The organism is Streptomyces sp. NPDC016640 (genome assembly GCF_043076215.1).
In the GTDB taxonomy this organism is placed as follows: Bacteria; Actinomycetota; Actinomycetes; order Streptomycetales; family Streptomycetaceae; genus Streptomyces.
In genome coordinates this window covers 116495-141677 of record NZ_JBIBRG010000020.1, presented here as the reverse complement: position 1 = coordinate 141677, position 25183 = coordinate 116495, and the positions used below count along the sequence as shown (strand labels likewise).

At 71.9% G+C, this 25183-nt stretch carries 25 protein-coding genes and 3 pseudogenes; 20 read left to right on the top strand and 8 right to left on the bottom strand.

The features are described 5' to 3' along the window. The first annotated feature begins 106 nt into the window (after nucleotides 1–106). The 8 genes and pseudogenes from ACF07S_RS31410 to ACF07S_RS31375 all read left to right on the top strand — a co-directional run bounded on the left by ACF07S_RS31410 (nucleotide 107) and on the right by ACF07S_RS31375 (nucleotide 6239). The gene (locus ACF07S_RS31410; protein WP_391965957.1) at nucleotides 107–757 is read left to right on the top strand and encodes an HAD family hydrolase; all 651 of its coding nucleotides are present in this window, start codon (nucleotides 107–109) and stop codon (nucleotides 755–757) included. Nucleotides 758–873: 116 nt separating this feature from the next. Further along, a pseudogene (locus ACF07S_RS31405) lies at nucleotides 874–1026 on the top strand (MFS transporter); the annotation flags it as partial. Beyond that, the gene (locus tag ACF07S_RS31400) at nucleotides 977–2149 is read left to right on the top strand and encodes an acetoin utilization protein AcuC (RefSeq protein WP_391965958.1); all 1173 of its coding nucleotides are present in this window, start codon (nucleotides 977–979) and stop codon (nucleotides 2147–2149) included. The pseudogene ACF07S_RS31405 and the gene ACF07S_RS31400, both read left to right, overlap by 50 nt. A 286-nt stretch (nucleotides 2150–2435) precedes the next feature. After that, entirely contained in the window at nucleotides 2436–3251 is an 816-nt protein-coding gene (locus ACF07S_RS31395) for a phosphatase (RefSeq protein WP_391965959.1), read from the top strand. A 129-nt stretch (nucleotides 3252–3380) separates the two neighbouring features. Continuing rightward, a complete protein-coding gene (locus ACF07S_RS31390; protein ID WP_389780930.1) occupies nucleotides 3381–3593 on the top strand; it encodes a helix-turn-helix domain-containing protein in 213 nt (70 codons plus the stop codon). A 154-nt stretch (nucleotides 3594–3747) separates the two neighbouring features. After that, entirely contained in the window at nucleotides 3748–3846 is a 99-nt protein-coding gene (locus ACF07S_RS31385; RefSeq protein ID WP_003948845.1) for a 30S ribosomal protein bS22, read from the top strand. Nucleotides 3847–4071: 225 nt separating this feature from the next. Then, nucleotides 4072–5133: an NAD-dependent epimerase/dehydratase family protein gene (locus tag ACF07S_RS31380; RefSeq protein ID WP_391965960.1), complete on the top strand. Its 1062-nt coding sequence runs from the start codon at nucleotides 4072–4074 to the stop codon at nucleotides 5131–5133. A 14-nt stretch (nucleotides 5134–5147) separates the two neighbouring features. After that, entirely contained in the window at nucleotides 5148–6239 is a 1092-nt protein-coding gene (locus ACF07S_RS31375) for a lysophospholipid acyltransferase family protein (RefSeq protein WP_391975720.1), read from the top strand. Nucleotides 6240–6353: 114 nt separating this feature from the next. On the opposite strand, the gene ACF07S_RS31370 is transcribed toward ACF07S_RS31375, so the two are convergent. The 3 genes from ACF07S_RS31370 to ACF07S_RS31360 form a co-directional block, all read right to left on the bottom strand. Continuing rightward, entirely contained in the window at nucleotides 6354–7592 is a 1239-nt protein-coding gene (locus tag ACF07S_RS31370; RefSeq protein WP_391965962.1) for a DUF5667 domain-containing protein, read from the bottom strand. 232 nt (nucleotides 7593–7824) lie between these two features. After that, entirely contained in the window at nucleotides 7825–8619 is a 795-nt protein-coding gene (locus ACF07S_RS31365) for an ECF subfamily RNA polymerase sigma factor, BldN family (protein ID WP_391965963.1), read from the bottom strand. A gap of 402 nt (nucleotides 8620–9021) precedes the next feature. After that, nucleotides 9022–9933: an HAD family hydrolase gene (locus ACF07S_RS31360; RefSeq protein WP_391965964.1), complete on the bottom strand. Its 912-nt coding sequence runs from the start codon at nucleotides 9931–9933 to the stop codon at nucleotides 9022–9024. Nucleotides 9934–10037: 104 nt separating this feature from the next. Here ACF07S_RS31360 and ACF07S_RS31355 point away from each other — a divergent pair, with 104 nt between their 5' ends. From ACF07S_RS31355 to ACF07S_RS31335, 5 genes are all read left to right on the top strand, one after another. Further along, nucleotides 10038–10316 (top strand): glutaredoxin family protein, encoded by a 279-nt coding sequence (locus tag ACF07S_RS31355; protein ID WP_391965965.1) that lies wholly within the window; start codon nucleotides 10038–10040, stop codon nucleotides 10314–10316. A 289-nt stretch (nucleotides 10317–10605) separates the two neighbouring features. After that, nucleotides 10606–11370, top strand: coding sequence for a redox-sensing transcriptional repressor Rex (locus ACF07S_RS31350; protein ID WP_391965966.1), 765 nt, complete (start codon nucleotides 10606–10608; stop codon nucleotides 11368–11370). Next, nucleotides 11367–13094, top strand: a complete 1728-nt coding sequence (locus ACF07S_RS31345; RefSeq protein ID WP_391965967.1) for a glutamyl-tRNA reductase — start codon at nucleotides 11367–11369, stop codon at nucleotides 13092–13094. The genes ACF07S_RS31350 and ACF07S_RS31345 overlap by 4 nt, the downstream gene beginning before the upstream one ends. Further along, a complete protein-coding gene (hemC, locus tag ACF07S_RS31340) occupies nucleotides 13091–14089 on the top strand; it encodes a hydroxymethylbilane synthase (protein WP_391965968.1) in 999 nt (332 codons plus the stop codon). Before ACF07S_RS31345 ends, hemC begins: the two co-directional genes overlap by 4 nt. Further along, nucleotides 14086–15777 carry a uroporphyrinogen-III synthase gene (locus tag ACF07S_RS31335; protein WP_391965969.1) on the top strand — a complete coding sequence of 564 codons (1692 nt, stop codon included), beginning with the start codon at nucleotides 14086–14088 and terminating at the stop codon, nucleotides 15775–15777. Before hemC ends, ACF07S_RS31335 begins: the two co-directional genes overlap by 4 nt. A gap of 362 nt (nucleotides 15778–16139) precedes the next feature. Here ACF07S_RS31335 and ACF07S_RS31330 read toward each other — a convergent pair whose 3' ends face one another. Both ACF07S_RS31330 and ACF07S_RS31325 read right to left on the bottom strand, forming a co-directional pair. After that, entirely contained in the window at nucleotides 16140–16400 is a 261-nt protein-coding gene (locus ACF07S_RS31330) for a DUF397 domain-containing protein (RefSeq protein ID WP_391975719.1), read from the bottom strand. Continuing rightward, nucleotides 16397–17230, bottom strand: coding sequence for a helix-turn-helix domain-containing protein (locus tag ACF07S_RS31325; RefSeq protein ID WP_391975718.1), 834 nt, complete (start codon nucleotides 17228–17230; stop codon nucleotides 16397–16399). Before ACF07S_RS31325 ends, ACF07S_RS31330 begins: the two co-directional genes overlap by 4 nt. A gap of 206 nt (nucleotides 17231–17436) precedes the next feature. On the opposite strand from ACF07S_RS31325, the gene ACF07S_RS31320 reads away from it, so the two are divergent. The 6 genes and pseudogenes from ACF07S_RS31320 (at nucleotide 17437) to ACF07S_RS31295 (ending at nucleotide 22712) form a co-directional block, all read left to right on the top strand. Continuing rightward, nucleotides 17437–17703, top strand: a complete 267-nt coding sequence (locus ACF07S_RS31320) for a putative ATP-grasp-modified RiPP (protein WP_391975717.1) — start codon at nucleotides 17437–17439, stop codon at nucleotides 17701–17703. Between the two features lie 4 nt (nucleotides 17704–17707). Beyond that, on the top strand, nucleotides 17708–18688 hold the full coding sequence (gene tgmB / locus ACF07S_RS31315) for an ATP-grasp ribosomal peptide maturase (protein ID WP_391975716.1): 981 nt from the start codon (nucleotides 17708–17710) through the stop codon (nucleotides 18686–18688). After that, a pseudogene (gene tgmC / locus ACF07S_RS31310) lies at nucleotides 18685–19883 on the top strand (ATP-grasp peptide maturase system methyltransferase). Before tgmB ends, tgmC begins: the two are co-directional and overlap by 4 nt. A 135-nt stretch (nucleotides 19884–20018) precedes the next feature. After that, nucleotides 20019–20456, top strand: coding sequence for an ATP-binding protein (locus ACF07S_RS31305; RefSeq protein WP_391975715.1), 438 nt, complete (start codon nucleotides 20019–20021; stop codon nucleotides 20454–20456). Between the two features lie 439 nt (nucleotides 20457–20895). Further along, nucleotides 20896–21759 (top strand): helix-turn-helix domain-containing protein, encoded by an 864-nt coding sequence (locus ACF07S_RS31300; RefSeq protein WP_391975714.1) that lies wholly within the window; start codon nucleotides 20896–20898, stop codon nucleotides 21757–21759. Between the two features lie 68 nt (nucleotides 21760–21827). Continuing rightward, a complete protein-coding gene (locus tag ACF07S_RS31295; protein ID WP_391965982.1) occupies nucleotides 21828–22712 on the top strand; it encodes a DNA-processing protein DprA in 885 nt (294 codons plus the stop codon). 260 nt (nucleotides 22713–22972) lie between these two features. Here ACF07S_RS31295 and ACF07S_RS31290 read toward each other — a convergent pair whose 3' ends face one another. Together ACF07S_RS31290 and ACF07S_RS31285 are read right to left on the bottom strand one after the other, a co-directional pair. Then, nucleotides 22973–23884, bottom strand: coding sequence for an NAD(P)H-binding protein (locus ACF07S_RS31290; protein ID WP_391975713.1), 912 nt, complete (start codon nucleotides 23882–23884; stop codon nucleotides 22973–22975). After that, a complete protein-coding gene (locus ACF07S_RS31285) occupies nucleotides 23881–24315 on the bottom strand; it encodes a nuclear transport factor 2 family protein (protein ID WP_391975712.1) in 435 nt (144 codons plus the stop codon). Before ACF07S_RS31285 ends, ACF07S_RS31290 begins: the two co-directional genes overlap by 4 nt. A gap of 122 nt (nucleotides 24316–24437) precedes the next feature. Here ACF07S_RS31285 and ACF07S_RS31280 point away from each other — a divergent pair, with 122 nt between their 5' ends. Continuing rightward, a complete protein-coding gene (locus tag ACF07S_RS31280) occupies nucleotides 24438–25022 on the top strand; it encodes a TetR/AcrR family transcriptional regulator (protein ID WP_391975711.1) in 585 nt (194 codons plus the stop codon). 10 nt (nucleotides 25023–25032) lie between these two features. On the opposite strand, the pseudogene ACF07S_RS31275 reads toward ACF07S_RS31280, so the two are convergent. After that, nucleotides 25033–25173, bottom strand: a pseudogene (locus ACF07S_RS31275) (D-2-hydroxyacid dehydrogenase family protein); the annotation flags it as partial. Between the last annotated feature and the right edge of the window lie 10 nt (nucleotides 25174–25183).

Below are 25183 nucleotides of genomic sequence, written 5' to 3'. Positions count from 1 at the left end.
GGTACTGCAGGGGGGACCCTGTGGGAGAGTAGGACGCCGCCGAACAATCGTTGAGGAGACCCCCGTGCCATTCGGCACGGGGGTTTTCTGCGTTTAGGGTCGAGTCATGCGCTATGACCTCGTCATCTTCGACAACGACGGCGTTCTCGTCGACAGCGAGCCGATCTCCAACCGGCTCCTGGCCGCCTATCTCACCGAGCTCGGTCACCCGACGTCGTACGACGACTCCATCCGTGACTACATGGGGTCCGCCATGCACCGCGTGCACGATCTCGTGGCGGAACGGACCGGGCAGCGGCTGCCGGCGGACTTCGACGACGTGTTCCACGCGCGCGTCTTCGCCGCGTTCGAACGGGAGCTGAAGCCGGTCGTCGGCGCCATGGACGTACTGGAGGAACTGACCGCGGACGGGGTGCCTTACTGCGTGGCCTCGTCGGGGAGCCATGAGCGGATCCGGGTGGGGCATCGGACCACCGGGCTCGACCGGTGGTTCGACGACGAGCGGATCTTCAGCTCGCAGGACGTGGGCCGGGGGAAGCCGGCACCGGACCTTTTCCTGTACGCGGCCGAGCGGATGGGGGTGACGCCCGAGCGGTGCGTGGTCGTCGAGGACAGCCCGCTGGGCGTGCGGGCGGCGGTCGCGGCCGGGATGGACGTGTACGGGTTCACCGCGATGACCCCCGCCGAGAAGCTCGCCGGGGCCACACGACTCTTCGACGACATGCGGGAGTTGGCCACACTGATCGCCGAAGGCTGACACTGGTTCAGCTTCGGCCGGACCTGCCCACCGGTATCCCCGGGACCTGCCCTCCCCGCCATGACGGAGGTGCTGCGGCGTGGCGGAGGAGGCCGCGGGCGGGGCCGTCGCGCGTCTGGAGCCACCGCGGGGCGATGCCGGTGCCGATGGTGCTGATGCCGGTGACCCTGGTCTGCGCCGGGTCGTTCGGGCTCGGGCCGGACCGATACGGTGGCGGTCATGAGTGGCCGCACACAGCTGATGTGGGACGAGGCAGTAACGGGCTATGACTTCGGCCGGGACCATCCGATGGACCCGGTCCGGCTCGCGCTGACCCGGAGTCTGGTCGGTGCCCTGGGACTCGACCGCGAGGTGGAGGTGGTCGCCGCGAAGGCGGCCGGGGAGTCGACGCTGCGGCTCGTCCACCGGATGGACTACATCGAGGCGGTGCGGGCCGCGTCGGCGGACCCGGCGTCGGCGGACCAGGCGTACGGGCTGGGCACGGTGGACGATCCGGCGTTCGCCGGGATGCACGACGTGTCGGCGCTGATCGCGGGGCAGTCGGTGAGCGCGGCGGAGGCCGTGTGGCGCGGGGAGGCGTCGCACGCGGTGAACTTCGCGGGCGGGCTGCACCATGCGATGCCGGGCGCGGCTTCGGGGTTCTGCGTGTACAACGACGCCGCGCTGGCCATCGCGCGGCTGCTGGAGCTGGGCGCGGAACGGATCGCGTACCTCGATGTCGACGTGCATCACGGGGACGGGGTGCAGTCGGCGTTCTGGGAGGACCCGCGGGTGCTGACGGTGTCGCTGCACGAGCATCCGCGGACGCTGTTCCCGCAGACCGGGTGGCCGGAGGAGACGGGAGCGGCCGGTGCTGAGGGCAGCGCGGTCAATGTCGCCCTGCCGGCCGGGACCGGGGACGCCGGGTGGCTGCGGGCGTTCCACTCCGTCGTACCGGAGCTGATCGCGGACTTCCGGCCGCAGGTGCTGGTCACGCAGCACGGGGCCGATACGCACTTCGAGGACCCGCTGGCGCACCTGGCGGTGTCGCTGGACGCGCAGCGGGCGGTGCAGACGGCGTGCCACGAGCTGGCGCACGAGTACGCCGACGGGCGGTGGGTGGCGCTGGGCGGCGGTGGATACGCGGTGGTGGAGGTCGTGCCGCGGTCCTGGACGCATCTGGTGGGCATAGCGGCGGAGCGGCCGGTGGATCCCGCGACGGTGATTCCCGAGAGCTGGCGCCAGGAGGTGTACGCCCGGACCCGGCAGCCGGCGCCGCGGCGGATGACCGACGGGCGGTGGCCGGTCTCCTGGGCCGCGTGGGACGCGGGATACGACCCGGCGGACCGGCTGGACCAGGCGGTCCTCGCGGCACGGCGCGCGGTGTTCCCGCTGCGGGGGCTGCTTCCCTGAACACGACCGGGTCGCCGAGGTGGAACGGCCGGTGTCCCGCGGCACCGGAAGGTGGATGCCGGCAAGCCGCGGATGCACGTCGCCCCCCACCGCCCGGTGGCCGAGCCGGCCGCCGTGCATGAGGACGCCGGCGCCGGCGCCGGGCGGCTGCCCGGCAGGACGGTCGTGCCCGCTGCCTGATCCCACCCTCACCGCCCGCCGTGAGCCAAGGGTCCGTTACGCCGACCGTGCGGTGCCCGCCCCGTTCCGCCGGTACGGCGCCCCCGTATCCCGCAGCATCGCTTGCGTGCCGACCGCCTTCGACCTTCGCGCGCACCTCCTGGCCGCCCGGCTCGCCGGGATCGTGGGCACCACGCGCGAGGAGAGCCTGCGCAGCTACCGGCTGTTCGCCGCCCGGGATCCGCGCGTCCTGATCGGGCTGGATCCCGAACGGGTATGGGGAGAACGGGATCTGATCGCGTTGATGGCGGACCGATGCGGGGTTTCGGCCGACCCGGGGCACATCTCCGGCCATGATGTGATCGACCCCGAACGGACCCTGGCCGCCCTGGACGCCTTCGCGGAGCGGCTGGCGGCCGCCGCCCGGCGCGGGGTGCCGGTCCTTCTGGGCACCGGGCACCCGCACCGGCTGCTCGGCTTCTACGCCGCGCTGGCAGACGGCTTGTCGGCGGCGGGATGTGCTGTCCTCACCCCGGCGCAGGGTCGCTGTGTCGACATAACGACCCGGTTCGGTCTACGCACGTACAACCTCGACTACGTACGGGGAGTCGGGCTCGTCCGCGGCGCCGCCCCGGAACGCCCCGGTTGTGAGCCCGGCGCACACACGCACTCCCCGGTGCCGGTTCGGACCGCGCTCGCCGCGGCGGCCGACGCCGGCGGGCCGCTTCCCGGGCTGGTGATCGGGGACCACGGATGGGTCTGCGGTGCAGGTCAGCTGGGGTTCGAGGCGGTCGGCCCGGCCGATGTGAACGACCCCGCGCCGTTCGTCGGTCAGGCCGAGGGGGCCGTCTCCGCCGTCGTTCCACTTGATGACGGTGCGCGGTCCGATTACTACCTGCCGCTGGCCCGCTACGTACTCAATCGAGCGTGTCTGTCACAGTAGGCCGCCGATGGGTGCACCTCTTCCCCACTCGCATCACCCGCCCCTACATTGGGGAGTGAGCACGCAGCGACGAAGAGTCACCGGAAGGGGAAGCCGGTGGCCGTCGAGTGCGGAAGGTTCAGGTGTGTCATGGCTGTAGCTGGCGAGAGGCCTCTGAACGAGGTTCAGTTCCTTACCGTGGCGGAAGTCGCCTCGGTGATGCGAGTGTCGAAGATGACCGTGTACCGGCTGGTGCACAGTGGTCATCTGCCCGCGATCCGGGTGGGACGGTCGTTCCGCGTCCCGGAGCAAGCGGTTCACGAGTACCTCCGCGAGAGCTACGTGGGGGTGGAAACCGCCTGACGGCGCCCCGGGGAGACCCGTACCGGGCACTCACGGGCCTCCCCGGGCACCTCGATTACGACCTCAGCCCTCGGACGGGTAGGCTAGCCCCTCGTAGGTCGTGTGGGCCCATGGCGCCCAAACACCGAGTGATGAGAAGTGAGCGAGGGTAGTCGTGGGCTCTGTTATCAAGAAGCGGCGCAAGCGGATGGCCAAGAAGAAGCACCGCAAGCTGCTCAAGCGCACGCGCGTCCAGCGTCGCAACAAGAAGTAGGCGACAGCGCGAGAGCGTGTCCAGTGGCCCCCCACCGCACTCCGGTGGGGGGCCACTGCCGTGCGCCGAGCGGGTACCCGGGCCGTGGGGCACGGCGACCGGATGGCCGGGTCCGTTCGTTCGTCCGGGGTGGTTCGTCACGTCACGCATCGGGCGGAGGTCGCAGAGCGACGGCGAACCGATAGGTTGACCGTCGGGACGAGGGCGAGAAGGAAGGCGCTGATCTTGGGACAGGTCGTGCTCGTGACCGGGGTGGCCCGTCAGCTGGGAGGCCGTTTCGTCCGGCGGATCCAGCGTGATCCCGAAGTGGACCGGGTGATCGCCGTCGACGCCGTCCCGCCCGAGCACCACCTGGGCGGTGCCGACTTCGTCCAGGCGGACATCCGTCAGCCGACCATCGCGCGGGTGCTCGCCGAGACGGGCGCGGACACGGTCGTGCACCTCGATGTCACGGGTACGCCGCTCGGCAGCGGCAGCCGGGCCACGCTCAAGGAGACCAACGTCATCGGCACCATGCAACTGCTGGGTGCCTGTCAGAAGTCCCCGAGCGTCAGGCGGCTGGTCGTGAAGTCCAGTACCAACGTCTACGGGTCCGCGCCCCGCGACCCGGCGGTCTTCACCGAGACGACCACGCCGAAGTCCCTGCCCAGCGGTGGCTTCGCGAAGGACACGGTCGAGGTCGAGGGCTATGTGCGCGGCTTCGCGCGCCGCCGGCCGGATGTCGCCGTGTGCGTGCTGAGGTTCGCCAACATCCTGGGCCCGGCCGCGGACAGCCCGCTCGCGTCGTACTTCGCGCTGCCGGTGCTGCCGACCGTGTTCGGCTACGACCCGCGACTGCAGTTCGTGCACGAGGACGACGTGATCGAGGTGCTGCGGATCGGCTCGCACGACCCGAGGCGCTCCACGCTCAACAGCGGCACCTTCAACATCGCCGGTGACGGCGTCCTGCTGCTCTCGCAGTGCTCGCGGCGGCTCGGCCGGCCCACCGTACCGCTGCCGCTTCCCGCGGTCACCTGGGCGGGTTCGCTGGTGCGTACGCTGGGGATGACGGACTTCTCGCCCGAGCAGATCCGGCTGCTCACCCACGGGAGGGTGGTGGCGACGGACCAGATGCGGGAGACGCTGGGCTTCACCCCGAAGTACACGACTGCCGAAACGTTTGCGGAGTTCGTGCGCGGTCGCGGTCCCGGGCTGCTTCCGCCGGAGGCCGTCGAGAGGGCAGTCGACCGGATCGCCGCGCTGCCCCTGCCGGGCGGCGGTCACTCCCCGACGCAGAGCGCCAACTGAGGAGCGCAGCAACGATGGCGGACGCCAAGGTCATTCCGTTCGACGACGACCACCGCTCCCGTGGGGGTGGCGCGCAGCGCCCGTCGCGCCGCCGGGGTGCGGGGAGCCCGCGCCAGGGCAGCGCGCAGCCACCGGCGGCGGTGGGGGAGGTCCAGCCGCTGCCGGGCGTGGCGTCCGCGCGGGATGATGGGTCCGTGACCGGTGGGGACGGACGGACCGAGGAGAGCGCCGGTGGGGTCACCGGCGACGGCTCCGGTGACGGCGCGGGCGCTCTGGAGCGGCGGGTGGCGAGCGGGCTGGCCTTTCTGCGCCGCCGGCTCACCGGGGACTACGAGGTCGACGACTTCGGCTACGACGAGGAACTCACCGACCAGGTGCTGATGTCCCTGCTGCGCCCGGTGTACGAGAAGTACTTCCGGGTCGAGGTGAAGGGCATCGAGAACATCCCGTCGGAGGGCGGCGCGCTGATCGTCGCCAACCACTCCGGAACGGTGCCGGTGGACGGTCTGATGATGCAGGTCGCCGTCCACGACCACCACCCGGGCGGGCGTCATCTGCGGCTGCTCGCGGCGGATCTGGTGTTCGTGCTGCCGGTGGTCAACGAACTCGCCCGCAAGCTCGGTCACACCCTGGCCTGCGCGGAGGACGCCGAACGCCTCCTCGGGCAGGGCGAGCTGGTCGGGGTGATGCCGGAGGGGTTCAAGGGCATCGGGAAGCCCTTCGGCGAGCGCTACAAGCTCCAGCGTTTCGGGCGCGGCGGGTTCGTCTCCACCGCGCTGCGGCAGCGTGCCCCGATCATTCCGTGCTCGATCGTCGGGGCGGAGGAGATCTACCCGATGATCGGCAACGCCAGGACGCTGGCCCGGCTGCTGGGCTTTCCGTACTTCCCGCTGACGCCGACATTCCCGTGGCTGGGGCCGCTGGGGATGATTCCGCTGCCGACGAAGTGGACGATCCAGTTCGGTGAGCCGATTCCGACGGACGGTTATCCGCCGGAGGCGGCGGAGGACCCGATGCTGATGTTCAACCTGACCGACCAGGTCAGGGAACAGATCCAGCACACGCTGTACAAGCTGCTGGTGCAGCGGAGGTCGGTGTTCTTCTAGGACGACCTGTGGGGCGACCTTTGGGACGCCCTCGGAGCGACGTCGAGACGGCTCTGGGGCGACGTCGAGACGGCTCTGGGGCGCCCCCTCTCGTCGAGGGGGCGCCCCAGCGTCCTACTCCCCGTCCTCGCCGTCGATGCCCAGACCGGGGATCAGCCCGGGCAGGAGAGGCGGGAGGGTGACATCGGGGGCGGGCGGCCGGGGGAGGTCGCCGGTGGGCGGCGGCGAGGTGCTGGTGCCGTTCTCCTCGGGCGGGTCGAGCAGGCCGCCGGTGTCGCCGCCGAGCAGGCCGTCGTCCTGGCGGTCGGCGTCGGCGGAAGCGGAGGGGCCGGCACTGCCCGAGCCGCTGCCGCCGGAGGTGCCCGTGCCGGGGGACCGCGAGGTGCCGGTGGCGGAGGGGTCGTCGGGTGTCGAGGCGGGGCCGCGCTCCCGTGCCCCGTCACCGTCGTCCCGGGCCGGGGGCTGGGGGAGCAGGGACTGCAGCGGGGCGACGTCTTCGTCTATGGCGTCGAACACCGACGAGACCTGCTCACTGACGTCCCCCAGCTGCTCGGGCAGCCGGTCGCGCAGGGTGCCCCAGGTCGCCCGGTGCGCCTGGGAGAAGGAGGAGAGCGCCTGCATGGGGCTCAGGGAGTCCGGGTCGCGCTCGTACGCCTGGCGCAGCAGCCGGTGGCCCTCGGCGGCGTCGTGCCGCATGCCGGACAGGGCGCGGCGGATCTCGCCGAGGGACTCGTGGTCGAGCGGGCCGCTGCGTCCGCGCTCCATCAGCCGGCGGGCTTCGCCGAGGCGGGTGGAGGCGTGGTCGAGGTAGACCCGGCCCCGCTCGTCGCTGCCGTCGGCGAAGCCGAGGGTGACGTCCTCGATGCCGCGCTTGAGGCCGTAGAGGGAGTCGCCGGGCAGGGCGTCGGAGCTGGCGGCGGCCACTCCGCCGAGGGCGCCGGCGGCGACCCCGACGGTGAGTCCGCCGGCGGTGAGCCCCCTGGCCAGCCGCGACCGGGGCCGCAGCCTGCCCAGCGGGGTCGCCCGGTGTGTGCCTCGGGTCCGGCGCGAGCGCTGTTCGGGTACGGCCCGGTCCGTCGCCTCGCCCGCCGCGGTGCCCTCCTGGAGCATGGCCTCGAACGCGGCCACCAGTTGGGCCCGCTGAACGACCTTGACCTCGGGGTCCAGTTCCGGCTTGGGCAGCGCGCCGAGGCCGGAGGCCAGCGCGAGCAGCTGTGCCGGCTCGGTCCGCGTGGCGGCCGGTGCCGGGGCCGGTCTTTCGGACTGCTCGGCCGCCGTACCCCGGTCGGGCTGCTCTTCCAGAGCCTGGGCGAAGGCGTTCGCCCGCCGGTGCGCCGATACGTTCGCGATCACTGGCGGCACCTCCTCTCGTCATGACGGTCGACTCCCCAGGGGGTCCTGAGGGTTCCCGCCCTGACCAGGACCACACGATCGGGTGATCGAAGCCGGTCAGGGGGTGACCACAGGGAGCCTGTATCCCGCACAACGAGTGGCGCGGCACTTGGGTTACGGACGCCCCAGGACCGAATGCGGAAGCCAACCAGGTCTCACACAGCGTGAGTTGGAGGTCGCGGACCGGGGCCGGTCAGCGGGCGTCTTCCGGGAGGAGCCGGGCGAGGGTACGGACGGCCCGGTACTGGAGGGTCTTGATGGCGCCCTCGTTCTTGCCCATCACGCGGGCGGTCTCGGCGACGGACAGACCCTGGAGGAACCGAAGCGTGACGCACTCCTGCTGTTGGGGGTTGAGTCGTCGTACGGCATCGAGGAGGGCGGCGTTGGACAGGGACTCGAGAACGGAATCCTCGGGGGAGCGCTCGACCTCGTTGGCGTCGAGCATCTCCCCGGTGGTGACCTCGAGCCGGAAGCGGCTGGACTTGAAGTGGTCGGCGACGAGGTTGCGGGCGATGGTCACCAGCCAGGCGCCGAAGTCGCGCCCCTGCCAGGTGAAGGTGCCGATGCGGCGCAGGGCTCGCAGAAAGGTCTCGCTGGTCAGGTCCTCGGCGGTCGCCTTGCCGCCGACCCGGTAGTAGATGTACCGGTACACGGTGTCGCTGTACTGGTCGTAGAGCCGTCCGAAGGCCTCGGCCTCGCCGGCCTGGGCGCGCTCCACGAGGTCCATCATCCGGGCGCTGTCACTGTCGGCGGCGGGACGGCGGGCGGCGGTGGCGGAGGTACGTCCTCGTCGGCCGACCGCGGCGGTGCCGTCGGCGAGGGCGTAGCAGGGGTTGGCGGGGGCCTGGTACGAGCCGGCGAGGGCGGTGGCGAATGCCGGGACGGTGTGTGCGGCGGGGACGATGCCGCGCAACATGTCTCGGGCTGTCGCGACTGTCGCGCGCAGCGTAGCCAGGCCCGAGGCGTCAACCCCGACGTGTGGGTACACGGGTCTCCCAGAGGCAGAGCTTCCATCACGTGCAGTACGGGACCATTCACCCGACGTAGCGATGGGTGGGCACCGGATTGCGTCTGAGGAGAATAACGCTTCGTGCAGGCGCTGCTACACCCAGTTGCCCAATTCACCGGTTACGTCGCTTCCGTAACCGGTTGACGTGCGATCAAGTGCCAGATGGTGACCGGATGTTGATCGAAATGTTTCACGTTCGGGTCGGTGTGGGGCGAGTCGTGGCCGTGTGCAGCCAAGAGGACTGGACAGACGGGTTGCGGGGTACGGCCGCTGGATTGGCCGTGTTCGCGGGTGGGGCGCGCCGCCCGGTCGGTGTCGATCAGGCGCGGGGCCGTACGGGTGGGGCGGCCGCGGAGGTTGACCGGGTGTCCGGGGGGACGGTCAGCGGCGCCTGCGGTGGAGGGCGATGGCCGCCGCCGTACCGCCGGCCACCGCGCCGACGCCCGCCGCCGCCGGGATGCCGACCTTCGCCGCCTTGCGGCCGGTGCGGTAGTCGCGCAGGCGCCAGTCCATGCGGCGCGCGTGCTTGCGCAGCGCGGAGTCCGGGTTGATCGCGTACGGGTGGCCCACCAGGGACAGCATCGGGATGTCGTTGTGCGAGTCGCTGTAGGCGGCGCAGCGGCTCAGGTCCAGCTCCTCCGCCAGCGCCAGCGCGCGCACCGCCTCCGCCTTCGCCGGGCCGTGCAGCGGCTCGCCCACCAGTTTGCCCGTGTACACGCCGCCGACCGACTCGGCGACCGTCCCGAGCGCCCCGGTCAGCCCCAGCCGGCGGGCGATCACCTGCGCGATCTCCACCGGCGCCGCCGTGACCAGCCACACCCGCTGTCCCGCGTCCAGGTGCGCCTGCGCCAGCGACCTGGTCCCCGGCCAGATCCGCTCGGCCATGTACTCGTCGTAGATCTCCTCGCCGATGGACTGCAGCTCGGAGACGCGGTGACCCCGGACGATGGAGAGCGCCGAGTCGCGGGCCTCCTGCATGTGCTCGGGGTCCTCGACCCCGGCCAGCCGGAACCACGCCTGCTGCCACGCGAACCGGGCGAGGTCGCGGGTGTCGAAGAACTTGCGCTTGTACAGGCCCCGCCCGAAGTGGAACAGGGCCGCGCCCTGCATCACCGTGTTGTCCAGGTCGAAGAACGCGGCGGCCTGGTCGTCGCCGTGTACCGGGAACTCCGGTTCGCGTTCGGAAACGTCCTGGGTGGACTTGCGCGCTGCCTCCGCGGAGGCCTCGCCTGCCAACACACTCCGCGCCGTGGCAGGGCGCCTACGGGGAGTGAGCCATCCTAGAGCGGCCATGGCGTGAGCATAGCCAGTCCGCCCGGCTGTTCCGGGACGGAGAGGTTCGAGCCCCGTGAACTTCGCGGGTCCGCGCCGCCGGGGCGCGCGCGACAATGGCCCGCATGAGCCCTCTCTTCCACCGCAACCGCCCGGCCGCCCCGCGGGACCGGCTCGTCACCCTCGTGCGCAAGCCCGGCTGTCACCTGTGCGACGACGCACAGGTGGTGGTGGAGAAGGTGTGCGCGGAGCTCGGCGTCCCGTGGGAGCGGAAGGACATCACCCAGGACCGGGAGCTGTACGAGCGGTACTGGGAGCAGATCCCCGTGGTCCTCGTCGACGGCAGTCAGCACACCTTCTGGCGCGTGGACGAGGGCCGCCTCCGCAGGGCTCTCGGTGACTGACCGGTCAGTCCAAAGGTGTCCGGAAGTCGCTTAGGATCGATGGCAGGTCGGTCTCGGGGGCGGGATTCACGGAGGAGAGTGTGCGGTTTTGCCCCCAGAAGGCAAGGAACGGTGGTGGACATGCGACGGTTCTCCACCCGCGCGCCGGGGGCGCGTGACCCCGGTCACGTTGGCTGGACAAATCGGACACAATCTTTGTGCACGCGTTCACAAAGGCATAGCCTGCATTCGACGGGGCGGTCCGGGGACGTATGACCGCCTGAAGCCCCGCTCTACCCGCAGGAGCACCGTGGCAACTGGCCGAACTCACCGACCGGCGACCCGTAGCCGAGGAATTCCCGAGGCCACCGTCGCCCGGCTTCCGCTGTACCTCCGTGCCCTCACCGCGCTCTCGGAGCGCTCGGTGCCCACGGTCTCCTCCGAGGAGCTGGCCGCCGCCGCGGGGGTCAACTCCGCGAAGCTGCGCAAGGACTTCTCCTACCTCGGCTCCTACGGGACCAGGGGCGTCGGCTACGACGTCGAGTATCTCGTGTACCAGATCTCCCGCGAACTCGGCCTGACCCAGGACTGGCCGGTTGTGATCGTAGGAATCGGCAATCTCGGCGCCGCCCTCGCCAACTACGGCGGGTTCGCCTCCCGTGGTTTCCGGGTCGCCGCGCTGATCGACGCCGATCCCACGATGGCCGGAAAGCCCGTCGCCGGGATCCCGGTGCAGCACACCGACGAGCTGGAGTCGATCATCCGCGACAACGGCGTCTCGATCGGTGTGATCGCGACCCCCGCCGGTGCCGCCCAGCAGGTCTGCGACCGGCTCGTGGCCGCCGGGGTCACCTCCATCCTGAACTTCGCGCCCACCGTGCTGTCCGTGCCGGACGGCGTCGACGTGCGCAAGGTCGATCTCTCCATCGAGCTGCAGATCCTCGCCTTCCACGAGCAGCGCAAGGCCGGCGAGGAGGGCGCGGCGGGGGCCGCCGCCGTCCCGGCCGCGCCCCGCACCGATTCCGCCACCGACCAGGGGCCCGACGGGGACGTACCCGCCGTGATGCCGGCATGAGCCTCCTCGTCGTCGGACTGAGCCACCGCAGCGCGCCGGTCAGCGTGCTGGAGCGGGCCTCGCTGAGCGTGGACGCGCGGGTCAAGCTGCTGCAGGACGCGGTCGCCGCGGAACCGGCCGATGAGGCGGCGGTCCTCGCCACCTGCAACCGCATCGAGCTGTACGCCGACGTGGACAAGTTCCACGCCGGTGTCGCCGAGCTGTCCACGCTGCTCGCCCAGCACAGCGGGGTCGGCCTGGAGGAGCTCACTCCTTATCTCTACGTGCACTACGAGGACCGGGCCGTCCACCACCTGTTCTCGGTGGCCTGCGGACTGGACTCGATGGTCGTGGGCGAGGGCCAGATCCTCGGCCAGATCAAGGACTCCTTGGCCCGGGCGCAGGAGCTGCACACCGCCGGACGGCTGCTGAACGATCTGTTCCAGCAGGCGCTCAGGGTCGGCAAGCGCGCCCACTCCGAGACCGGCATCGACCGCGCCGGGCAGTCCCTGGTCACCTTCGGACTGGAGCAGCTGGCCCTGGGTACGCCGGTCGGGGCATGGGCCCGCGGCAAGAAGGTCCTGGTCATCGGTGCCGGGTCGATGTCCTCGCTGGCCGCGGCCACGCTCGCGCGGGCCGGTGTCGCCGAGGTCGTGATCGCCAACCGCACGCCCGACCGCGCCGAGCGTCTCGCGCAGATACTCACCGGGGGCGACGACACGCACGTGCCGGCCCGCGCGGTGCCGATGGGCTCGGTGCCCTTCGAACTGACACGTGCAGACGTCGTCGTCTCCTGCACCGGCGCGACGGGACTGGTCCTGACGGCCGACGCGATCGCCGCGGGCGTCGAGGGCCGGGTCGAGCGGCCCGCCGCCCCCGCCACGGAACCCCCCGCCACCACGGAGCCCGCCCGGGCCGCCGGCCCCGCGCCGGCCGTGGAGGCCGCCGCCCCCGCGGGCGGCGACGAGAACTGCCCGCTGGACCTGTCCGCCGTACAGCCCGGTTTCTCCGTGATGGGGGAGGCCGCCGTCGCCGGCATGGACGCGGCGACGCTGGAGCAGCACGCCGCGTGGGTCGCGAGCGCCACCGTCGACCGCCGGGAGACCGCACGCGGCGGTCCCGGGGCCGACGCCGAGCTGATCGGCGCGCTGGCCGCGACGGTGTCCGCCGTCGGCCGGATCCCCGAGCGGCGCCGTCCGCAGCCGGTGGCCGAGCCGCCGCGTCCCGAGCCCGTGCTCTTCCTGCTGGACCTCGCGATGCCGCGCGACGTCGACGCGGCCGCGCACCGCCTCGCCGGGGTGCGCCTGGTCGACATCGAATCGCTCGCGGAGGCGTCCGCGGACGCTCCGATGGCTGCCGATGTGGACCAGGTCAGGCGTATCGTCTCCGACGAGGTCGCCGCGTTCGGGGCGGCGCAGCGGGCGGCGCACATCACGCCGACCGTGGTCGCCCTGCGCACCATGGCGGCCGATGTGGTGGCCGGAGAGATCGCCCGCCTGGAGGGGCGGCTTCCCGGCCTGGACGACAAGCACCGCGCGGAGATCACCCAGACCGTGCGGCGGGTGGTCGACAAGCTGCTGCACGCGCCGACGGTACGGGTCAAGCAGCTCGCGGCCGAGCCCGGCGGCGCCGGGTACGCGGACGCGCTGCGCACCCTGTTCGACCTCGACCCCGAGACGGTGGCCTCCGTCTCCCGCGCCGAGGAAAGCACCGAGAAGAACGCAGAGAACCGAGGGCCGGCATGAGTGAGAAGGCACTGAGGCTGGGGACCAGGCGCAGCAAGCTCGCCATGGCCCAGTCCGGGCAGGTGGCGGATGCCGTGAGCCAGGTGACCGGACGGCCCGTGGAGCTCGTCGAGATCACCACGTACGGCGATGTCTCGCGCGAGCACCTGGCGCAGATCGGCGGCACGGGCGTGTTCGTGGCCGCGCTGCGGGAGGCGCTGGTGCGCGGCGAGGTGGACTTCGCGGTGCACTCGCTGAAGGACCTGCCGACCGCGCAGCCCGACGAACTGGTCCTGGCCGCGATCCCGGTGCGCGAGGACCCGCGGGACGTGATCGTGGCGCGGGACGCGCTGAAGTTCACCGACCTGCCGCGCGGCGCCCGCGTCGGCACCGGTTCGCCGCGCCGCATGGCGCAGCTGAACGCGTACGCGCGCGGCCACGGCCTGGACATCGAGACGGTCCCGATCCGGGGCAACGTCGACACCCGCATCGGGTACGTCGCGAAGGGCGAACTGGACGCGGTGGTGCTGGCCGCCGCCGGACTGAACCGGATCGGACGCAGCGACGAGGTGACCGACTTCCTGTCGGTCGACACGGTTCTGCCCGCCCCCGGCCAGGGGGCACTGGCGATCGAGTGCGCCGCGGACGACGCGGACCTGATCGCGGCGCTCGCCGAGCTCGACGACCCGTTCACCCGGGTCGCCGTGACGGCCGAGCGGTCACTGCTCGCCGCCCTGGAGGCCGGCTGCAGCGCTCCCGTGGGGGCACTGGCCGACCTTCCGCCAGTTCTCGACTTCGCTCGGCTCCGGGGAAATCCCCAGGCCGACGGGCAGATTGTCAAGGAAATGTGCCTGCGCGGCGTCGTCGGCACCATCGACGGCACCACAATGGTGCAGTTGTCCACCACCGGTCCCGTGCCCGAGACGCACGACGCGGCGATGGCACTCGGTCGCGAACTCGCCACCGAGATGCTCGCGCAGGGCGCGGCCGGTCTAATGGGGGAGCGAGCACAGTGAGCCCCACCACCCTTCCCGCCCCTCCGGAACACGGGCACGTCACCTTCCTCGGTGCCGGACCCGGGGATCCGGGACTGCTGACTCTGCGCGCCGTGGAGGCGCTGGCCAACGCGGACGTCCTCGTCGCCGAGCACGAGGTGCTCGACGTCGTACGGACGCACGCGAGGCAGGGCGTCGCCGAGGTGCACACGGACGCCGATCCGTCGGTTCCGGGCACGCCCCAGCTGACGGTCGTCGACGGCGCGTCGACAACCGTTGGTGTCCCCGCGATGAGGGATGCGACACATCTTGTCATGGAGGCCGCGCGGGGCGGCAGGCGGGTCGTGCGTGCGGTGTCCGGTGATCCCGGGCTCGACGCGTACGCCGCCGAGGAGATGCTGGCGTGCGCCTCGGCCGGGGTGCCGTTCGAGGTCGTCCCCGGTATCGCGGCCGCGGTCGGCGTACCCGCGTACGCCGGTGTGCCGTTGCGTGACGCCGAGGGCACGGACGTGCGGTTCGTCGACGCGCGCACGGCGTCCGACCGGTGCTGGACGGAGGTCGGGGCGTCGGACGCCACGGCGGTCGTCTCCACCACGCTGGACTCCGTGGCCGCCGCCGCGGGCGAACTGGTGTCCGCCGGACGCAAGCCCGACACCCCGCTGACGGTGACCGTCGCCGGTACGACGACCCGGCAGCGCACCTGGACGGCGACGCTCGGCACGATCGCGCAGACGCTGAAGCAGGCGAAGGTCCTGCCGTCCCCGGACGGCAGCCGGCCGGTGATAGCCGTGGTCGGTGAGCGTTCCGCCGCCGCCCAGCGCGACCGGCTGGCGTGGTTCGAGTCCAAGCCGCTGTTCGGCTGGAAGGTGCTCGTGCCGCGTACGAAGGAGCAGGCGGCGTCGCTCTCCGACCAGCTGCGGTCCTACGGGGCCGTGCCGCACGAGGTGCCGACGATCGCCGTCGAGCCGCCGCGCACGCCCCAGCAGATGGAGCGGGCGGTCAAGGGCCTGGTGACGGGCCGCTACGAGTGGATCGCGTTCACCTCGGTCAACGCGGTCAAGGCGGTCCGCGAGAAGTTCGAGGAGTACGGGCTCGACGCGCGTGCCTTCGCCGGCATCAAGGTCGCCGCGGTGGGCGAGCAGACGGCCAACGCGCTGATCGCCTTCGGTGTGAAGCCGGACCTGGTGCCGAGCGGCGAGCAGTCGGCCGCCGGTCTGCTGGAGGACTGGCCGCCGTACGACCCGGTCTTCGACCCGATCGACCGGGTGTTCCTGCCCCGCGCCGACATCGCCACGGAGACGCTGGTCGCCGGGCTCGTCGACCTGGGCTGGGAGGTCGACGACGTCACGGCCTACCGGACCGTGCGCGCGTCGCCGCCGCCGGCGGAGACCCGTGAGGCGATCAAGGGCGGTGGTTTCGACGCGGTGCTGTTCACGTCGTCGTCCACGGTGCGGAACCTGGTCGGCATCGCGGGCAAGCCGCACAACGTGACGGTGATCGCCTGTATCGGCCCGGCGACGGCGAAGACGGCCGAGGAGCACGGCCTGCGGGTCGACGTCATGGCTCCGGAGCCGTCGGTCCACAAGCTGGCGGAGGCCCTGGCCGACTTCGGTATGCGCCGCCGTATGGCCGCGCTGGACGCGGGCGATCCGGTGACCCGGCCGAGCGAGCGGCGGCCGGGGGCGCGGAGGCGTCGGTCGACGACCTGAGGTGAGGAGGGGCGCCCTTTCGGGGGCGCCCTTCTTCGTCCGGCCTCCGACGTCACCACCGCGGCGAAGAGAGTTGATCACAGTCGGCGTGGCCGGTGCCCCGGATCAGCGGCGACCTCCTGCCTGCCGGGCAGGGGCCGCGAGCGGCCGGCACACTGCTGCTCACCGCATGGCGCGGTCCGCTGCCGTAAATGCCGCCGGGGACGGTCGCGCCGCTCTGGAGAAGTCGCCGCGATCGCGGAGACCTTGCAGCAGGCCCGGGGAGAGGGCTCGTCGAAGGAGGTAGCGGCCCCGTCCTCCGACTGACAGCACCCGTGGCCCGCACCCGTGTATCCGGGCGCGGACCACGTGTGTTTGCTACGTCACTGCTCGGACGCGTACGGCAGGAAGGCGGTCCAGGTGGTGGGTGTGAGGGCAAGGCGGGGGCCGTCCGGGTTTTTGGAATCACGGACGAGGATGTGGTCAGGGGCGGTGGCCACCTCGATACAGGAGGGAGTGTCAGCGCCGCTGTAGCTGCTCTTCTTCCAGGCCACTTCGACGCAGGACGGGCCGTCATCCGTGCTGTAGCTGCTTTTTATCCACATGAGTGCTGTCCCGTTCTCAAAGGCAGGCTTGAAGCTCATGGCTCTCCCAGCATTTTTTCGATGAAGGCCAGGGACTCCTCGGGGGTGAGAGCCTGAGATCGGATGGTCCCGTAGCGGATCTCAAGGATCTGAACGAGTTTCGGGTCGACGATCGCACGGCTGGTGAGCTGAACTTCGTTGGATCCCACAGTGGTTCTATCCTTGAGTCGAAGGACTCGGAACGGGCCATCGACCCCGGCGTTCCCCTCACGCCCAAGAGGCATGACCTGGAGGTCAACGCTCCGCAACTTGCCCAACTGCAACAGTCGTTCGAGCTGCTCGCGCATCACCATTCTGCCCCCGTAGGGGCGTCGCAACGTCGACTCGCACTGAACGAAGCTGAAGACGGGCAGCGAGGTGTCGCCGCTGATGATCTCTTGGCGAGCTGTACGCGCAGCCATCTGCTGCTCCAGCTCCTCTTCTGTGAAGGGTGGTCGCCGAGAGCTGAACACAGCCCGCGCGTACGCCTCGGTCTGCAGCAAGCCGTCAATGACAGAGTTGCTGTACGAGCAGATCTCGACGGCTTCCGCCTCCAGCCGCTTCACGTCCCGTACCTTCTTCGGGTACCGGACCTCCGCCACGTCCTTCTTCATCGCGGCGATCTTTCCGCCCGCGCCCAGGACCTCGTCCGCCGCGTCCAAGTACTCCGGCCGGGGGATCCGCCGCCCCCGCTCCACGCAGGAGACCGTCTCCTCCCCGTACTTGATCGCCGCCCCGAACTCCGCCTGCGTGAGGCCGGCCGCCTCCCTCCACAGCTTCAACTGCCGTGTGACCGTCCGCATCACGGCCCCGGCCTCTTCGTCGTCCAGCCCTGCTTCCCACTCACCCATGTTCGCCGCCCTCCGTCGCGCGCCCTTCCCCGGACCAACTCCGGCCGCCCGCGCCCGGTCACCCCGGGCAGGGCGGACAGAAACCGGACAACTGGCGTACAGCCACAGGCCGTACGAGCTGCCCTAATTCACAGTGTGCACACGCATGAGCACGCTGGGTGGCGAGAATCTGGAACTCCGCATCGCGGACAGAGAAGGGACACCCCATGACGACACTCGCCCCCGAGACCCCCCGGGCGCTGCGTCTGGTCACCGACCGGCTGCCGGTCGGGCCGCCGCCGTACGCGACCGTGACGCTCGACCCCGTCACGCAGACCGCCCGCTACGCCGACACCGCCGGGCGGCCGGTCGAGATGGGCAAGCACGGGACGTCGAGGACGACCGGTACCGCCTCCGTGTCCGGGGGCGGTGACGGGAACGGTCCGCAGTCCCAGACACAGGACGACAGCACCACCGACTACGAGTCGGACTGACCGGATGGCTTCCACCGTCCTGGTCGTCACCGCGCTGGAGGACGTCACCGCGGACCGGGTCGTCGCCGCGTTGAACGAGCGCGAGGTGTCCGTCGTCCGTGTCGAACCCGCCGACATCGGGCCCGCCCTGACGTTCGGCTTCCGCGCCGACGCGGACCGTCCGGCGTGGAGCGGGCGGCTGCGTACGGCGAGCCGGGAGGTGGAGACGGAGGAGGTGGCGGCGGTGTACTGCCGCCGCCCCACTCCGTACGGCGCCCGGTTCGCGCACCTGCCCCGGCAGCAGCGGGACTTCGCCGCCACCGAGGCGCGGCACGGGCTCGGCGGCGTCCTGAACGCCCTGTCCGGCGCCCGGTACGTCAACCACCCGGCCGCGGTGGCCCGTGCGGAGTCCAAGCCCGCCCAGCTCCGGAGGTTCGCCCGGCTCGGGCTGAGGATTCCTCCGACGCTGATCACCAATGACCGCAAGGCCGCGGAGGAGTTCGCCGCCGCCCACGGCCCCGTCGTCTGCAAGACGTTCCGCGGCCTGCCCGCCGGTGACGACGGGCACGCCGGAGCGATCTGGACCCAGCGGGTCGACCCGGAGACCTTCGACGACACCCTCACCGTGACCGCCCACCTGTTCCAGGCCGAGATCCCCAAGACCGGTGACGTACGCGTCACCGTGGTCGGCCGTCGTGTCTTCGCCCAGCAGATCGCCGCACCCGACGGCGCGCTGGACTGGCGCCGGGGCGACTGGGGCGCCCTGCTCCACGCCCCGATCACCGTGCCGCCGCCCGTCGAGGCGGCGCTGTACGCCTACCTGGCCTCGTTCGGTCTGGTCTTCGGCTGCTTCGACTTCGCGCTCACCGGTGACGGGGACGACCCGGAACACTGGACGGCCATCGAGTGCAACCCGAACGGACAGTGGGGCCGGCTTCCCGACGCCGAGGACATCACCGAGGCGTTCGCCGACCTTCTCACCCTGGAAAGGAAGGGCCGTTCATGACGCTGCCCGTCGACCTCGAAACCGATGCCGCGCGGCTGCGCGCGGTCATGGCGGAGGACCTCGCCGTACGCGGGGCGCTGGACGATCCGGCCTGGCGGGTGGCGGTGGAGAAGGTGCCCCGGCACCGGTTCGTGCCCGGCTTCTACCTGCCCGGGGAGGAGTGCGACGGGCAGGGGCTGACCCGGTGGCAGCCGGTCACCGCCCGCCTCGACCACGGGCGCTGGCTGGCCGCCGCGTACTCCGACACCACGCTCATCACGCAGTTCGACGGTGACGAACCCGACTGGGAGCACCCGGCCGAGCGCCACGGAGGAGCCCCGACCTCGTCCTCCACGCTGCCGTCGCTCGTGGTGCGGATGTGGGCCGACGCCGACGTGCGGGAGGGGCAGACGGTGCTGGAGATCGGTACGGGGACGGGGTACTCCACCGCGCTCGCCTGCGAACGCCTTGGATCGGCCGGCGTCACGAGCGTCGAGGTGGACCCGCACCGGCTGGAGCGGGCCGCGAGCGCGCTGCACGGCTGCGGTCACACACCCGCTCTCGCGGTCGCGGACGGGCTGTACGGGTACTGGCCCGGGGCCCGTTCGACCGGATCGTCGCGGCCTGTTCCTTCCGGGCCGTGCCCCCGGCCCTGGTCGCCCAGACCCGGCCGGGCGGCAAGATCCTGCTGACGCTCTCGGGCTGGCTCTACGGGTACGCCCGCGTCCTGCTCACGGTCGCCGGGGACGGCACCGCCGAGGGGCGCTTGCTGGGCGGCACGGTCTCCTTCATGCCGGCGCGTACGCACGCGGCGCCGGCCTTCGGCAACCCCGGCCACTGGGCGGCCGGGCTGCCGGGAAGGCCGCGGGTCGCTCGGCACGGTCCCGAGCGGATCACCGCCGCGACCGAGGAGGCCTTCCCTCTGCGCTTCCTCGCGCAGAGCGCGGTGCCCGACGCGCAACTGACCACGGTCGGCGACGTCGTGCACCTGATCGACGTGGTCAGCGGGTCGGCCGCCGCGCTGACGCCGGCCGGTGGCGGTTGGCAGGTGCGGGAGGGAGGTCCGGTGCGGCTGTGGGAACGGGTCGAGTGCGTTCTCGACGCCTACGACGCGGCGGGACGGCCGGGGCCGGAGACCTTCACCCTGTGCGTCCACGACGGCGGACAGCACCTGCGGCACCCGCGAGTGCCCTGCCTTCCGCTGCCGTCGCCCTGAGGGTTCCGGGTCGTCACCGGCGCCCGCGCCTTCTCCCCGGGCAGCCCGGACGGAACCGGACACGCCGCGGACAGCCACCGGTCGCACGGGACATCCCGCTTCACAGCGGGCACTCGACCGAACACGCTGAGTGATGTGAATCAGGAAATCGCCGTACCGCGCACCCCGCTCCACCAGTTCACCGTGCCGCTGTCCGCCACCCGCCGGGGTGCCCGTCTGGCCCGGCTGCTCGCCACCGAGCAACTGCGCTCTTGGGAACTGCCGTTGGACCCGGCGCGGCTGATCGTCGCCGAACTCGCCGCGAACGCGGTGCTGCACGGCCGTGTCCCGGGCCGGGACTTCCGGCTGACCCTCGTGGTCACCGCGCACGGCGTGCTGCGTATCGAGGTGACCGATGCCAGGGGAGAGAGCGTTCCCGTGGCCGGGTGTGACGCACCGGAGCCCGGGGAGTCGGGTCACGGGTTGCTGCTCGTCGAGGAGTTGGCCGACCGCTGGGGTGTGGTGCGGGGGCCGGTGCCGTGCAAGACCGTGTGGGCGGAAGTGCGGTGCGAATGGCGTGACCAGGGGGAATGACGGCGCTCCGGGCTGTCGCGGCGGCCCTCCGGACGGCGGTGCACCGGAGCCGGGAAGACCGGGGCGCGGTGGCCCGGGCGCCGGGGCCGCAGGCGGTAAAGACCTAATAACTCCGGGGAAAAACCCAACCAACCAACCAAACCTCGCTTTCGTCACCCGGCCGGGTGAAATCGGCCGGAACGGCTGGCGCGTCGGTGATGGGGGCGGGCACTCTCAGGCTCGGAGCAACGAGACGACTCGGCTCTCCCGCAAGCCCGTACATGCATCGGCCCCCGCCGGGACTGGCATCCCACTGCGAGGGCCTGACCAACGAGGAAGCGAGACCTTCCCCATGGCTGAGAAGAAGACTAGCCCCGCCCCGCGCCCGATTCAGGGTGTTCGGCGATCCGCCACACCCTCCGGTGTCACACACGTACGCACGTACCAGTCCGGTCAGTACGTGGTGATCGGCAACCACCTCGCCCAGCACCGCGAGCTGTCGCTGACGGCGATCGGTCTGGCGGCCCACATCTTGTCGGTGCCCGAGGGAACCCCGGTCGACATCCGCAGCCTCGCGGAGCGCTTCCCCGAGGGGCGGGACCGGATCGCGTTCGCGCTGCGGGAGCTGGAGGCGCACGGCTACCTGGAGCGGGTGCGCGAGCACACGGAGACGGGCCGCCTGGTGACGCGTACGTACGCCCACCACACGCCGGCGTCCGTGCGCTTGGCGGACGCAGTTGTTCCGGTCGGGCCGGTCGGGCCTGCGGGGGCGGCCCGCGCGGGGGCGGACGAGGCGGCGGCAGCTCCGGAGGCAGGGGAACCGTCGCAGGAGGACGACCAACCCGGCCACGAGCCACACACCCCTGACCGGCCCGAACCGGTGTCCGAGCCTCGTGACGGCGCCCCTCGTGACGGGCTGCACGAGAAGGCGGTCACGCTGCTCGCCGGCCTGCGCCGCACGGACCCGCGCCTCACCCTCTCCCTCCGCGACGTGAACAGAATGGCCCCGAGTGTCATCGACTGGCTCACACGAGGCGCCACCCCCGCCGCCGTCCACCACACCCTGACCGCCGACCTGCCGGTGCTCATGAAACACCCGGCCGGCGTGATCGCCTACCGCCTCCGCGAACTGCTGCCCCCGCACCTCCCGCCCGCCCCCGTGCCGGCGGCGGACACCGGCGCGCCCACGGGTGGCACGCACCGCCCGCTCCCTTTCCAGGACTGCGACGGCTGCAACCGGGTGTTCCGCGCCCCGGCCCCCGGCCACTGCCGCGACTGCCGGTCCGGCTTCATGACACCGGGGGAGGGCGCATGCGCGGCCTGATTCCGTGCCCGCCCGCACCGCCCCACAAGGCAGCCGGGCGCTTCGGATGCTGTTCCTATACTTGCCGCATGGACCGGGAACTGGAGCGAGCCGCCCTCGTCGCACTGTTGCGGCGCGGCGATCGTCCCTGGTCAGAGCTCACCGATCAGATCGAAACGGTCGGCAGTGCCCACGAAATCCTGGAGAACGTGCTCGACGGTTCCGGGCAGGGCGCGCTCTTCGACACCGGGCCCTCAGCCGACCTGAACGGTGTCGCCGCCGAGATCGCCGGCTGGGAGCGTGAAGGGCTGCGGCTGGTCACGGTTCTTGATGAGGACTATCCGCTCCTGCTGAGGCTGGTCCACCAGCGCCCTCCGTTTCTTTTCCTGCGCGGGCGGCCCGTCGAGGACGACCTGAGGGTCGCTGTCGTGGGCACTCGTACTCCGACCCCCGAGGGCCTCGCCCATGCCCGCGCAATCTCGGGCGGACTCGCAGAACGCGGTGTCACCGTGGTCAGCGGTCTGGCCGCCGGTATCGACACCGCGGCCCACGCCACCGCCCTTGCCGTCGGCGGCCGTACCGTCGCCGTGGTCGGGACCGGGCTCCGCCGTGCCTACCCGGCCCAGAACGCGCGGCTTCAGGAGGAGATCGCCGAGCGCGGTCTGCTGATCTCGCAGTTCTGGCCGGACGCCCCGCCTTCGAAGACGTCCTTCCCGATGCGCAACGCGGTGATGAGCGGCTACAGCCTGGCCACCGTCGTGATCGAGGCGGCCTATCGCAGTGGTGCGCGGATGCAGGCCCGCCTCGCGCTGGAGCACGGCCGTCCGGTTTTCCTGATGCGCTCTCTCCTCACCCACGAGTGGGCCAGGGAGTACGCGTCCAGGCCGAACACCACCGTCATCGACGGGCCTGAGGACGTCTTCAGCCGACTCGATTCCCTCGTCCCCACCACGGGCGAACTGACCTGGGCGTAATCGGTCGACCCGGATGGCAACCGTCGTCGGGCTGTCCGCCCGCTACACCAACTTCCTCGTCCACCCGTTACCGCCCGGCCCGGAGGTGTGTCAGGTCTGCCGGGGCCCGGCCAAGGGCGGATATCCCACGTGCTGGCCCTGCCGTGAGGCCGGCAGACTTCTGGGAACGGGCGTGGCCGACGCAGTCGTACCGGTCAGCCTGGCCCTCAAGGGCGAGCAGTATGCCAACGAGCTCTGTTGGCAGCATGGTTGAGTACGGCTCAGGCCGAGCGGGTACGGGCGACCGGCGCCGGGGCGGAGTCCGCCACCGGGGACTCCCTGGGGACGCGAGCGGTCTCCCGTTCGGCGACCGTGCGGAAGTCGTGGGGCGGGCGGCCGGTGAGGCGGTGGACGGTGTCGGTGGTGCGGTCCTCGGCGCCGTTCGCGATGGCGTGGTCCATGTCGGCCAGGAGGGTGGCGAACTCCGGGGGAACGCCGGCCTGTCCGGTCAGGCGGTCGCGGACTTCGGCCACGGTCAGGCGCCGGTGGGTGACGGGGCGGCCGGTGACCTCGGTGAGGGCCGTGGCGATGTCGTCGTGGGTGAGGGCCTGGGGGCCGGTCAGGACGAGGTCGCGGTTCGGGGCGTGGTCGTCGGTCAGGGCGCGTACCGCGACGGCGGCGATGTCGTCGGCGTCGACGTAGGCGACGCGGCCCTCGCCGGTGGCGGTCGCGAAGGTGCCGGTCTCGCGGATCGTGGTGGCGTGGAGGTGGGCGCCGGTGAAGTTCTGCATGAACCAGGAGGGGCGCAGGACCGCCCACTCGTCGAAGACCGTGGGGAGCGCCCGGTGTACCGCGCCCACCGCCGGGCCGCCCTCGGGGACGGCAGAGGAGCTGAGCAGGACCGCGCGGCGCAGGCCGAGGGTGCGGGCGCGTTCGAGGAAGGGCAGCATGACCGCCGCCGGGTCCGGGTCACCGACGGGCGGGACGAGGTAGACGCGGTCGGTGCCGGTGAGGGCGTCGTCGTGGGTGGCGGGGTCGTACCAGTCGAAGCGGGCCGGTTCCGCGCCGGGGAGTGCGACGCCCCGGCGGGCGGCCGCGCGGACGCGGTGGCCGGCGGCGAGGAGCCGTGCGGCGGTGCGGCTGCCGGTGGTGCCGGTGGCGCCGATGACGAGGACGGTGCCGGTGGAGGTCATCGGGTGCTCCCGGTGAAGTCGACGCCGGGCTCCTGCACGGCGAGCGGGTTCCAGTAGTCGCGGTAGCCGGTGATGAGGCCGTCCCGGAAGGTCACGACGGCGATGTAGGTCATGTCGTAGGGGCGGCCGGTGCCCACGACACGGCCCACGGCGCGCATTTCGACGACCAGGGTCCCGGGGTCGGTGGTGCGGTGGACGCGCAGGTCGGGGATGTCCTGGAGGTCGATGTGGTCGGGGTAGTCGCGCATGTACGCGGCGACCGCAGCCTTGCCCTCCAGCCGCCGGGGCCAGCCCTCGGGGGCGAAGGGGAACTCCATGACGCCGTCCTCGGCCCACAGGTCGACCCACGCGGGGACGTCCTTGTCGAGCAGCAGGCGCAGGCCCTGGCGGTAGACCGCTTCCGGGGAGGCGTCGGGGGTGAGCGCGGGCATGGGTGTCTCCGTCCCGTAGAATGCGGACCGTTGGTCCGCTTTTCGTCTCCCCGAACAATACGGACCGGCGGTCCGCTTTGCAATCGCGGGAGGACGATCACGGAGGAAGGAGCGGGGATCGCATGACCGAGCGCAAGCCGCGCAAGGACGCGGCCCGCAACCGGGCGGCGCTGCTCGCCGCCGCCGACGAGCTCTTCGCCCGCTGCGAGAGCCCCGACGACATCACGATGTCCGATGTCGCGACGGCGGCCGGTGTCGGCAAGGGAACGCTGTTCCGCGCCTTCGGCGACCGCACGGCGCTGATCCGCGCGCTGTACGCGGCACGGCTGGAGCCCCTGGAGCGGGCCGTGGCGGAGGGACCGCCGCCGCTGGGTCCCGGCACGCCCGCGCCGGAGCGCGTGCCCGCACTGCTCGACGCCGTCCTGTGCTTCAAGCTCGACAACCGCCATCTCGCGCTGGCGCTGGAGGGGGCCGGGGCCGACAGCCCCTACCGGGCGGAGCACTACGGGCGATGGCACGCTCTGCTGCGGTCCGCGCTGGCGGACGTCCCGGATCTCGCCGACGGCGACTTCACCGCACACGCCCTGCTGGCCGCCGTACGGGCGGACCTGGTCGAGTACCTCGCGGGGGTGCGCGGGCTGGGCCGGGACGAACTGCGGTCACGGCTCGGGGAGTTCGTACGGCGGGTGCTGGCCGGCCCGTCGTGAGCCGGCGGCGTCAGCCGAGGCGGCGGAGCGGGGCGCCGGAGAGGTAGGCCTCGATGTCCTCGACCGCCTGGGCGTAGTACGTGCGGTAGTTGGCCTGCGAGACGTAGCCGAGGTGGGGGGTGGCCAGCAGGCGGGGGCCGGGCCGCGCGGGTCCCCTCTCC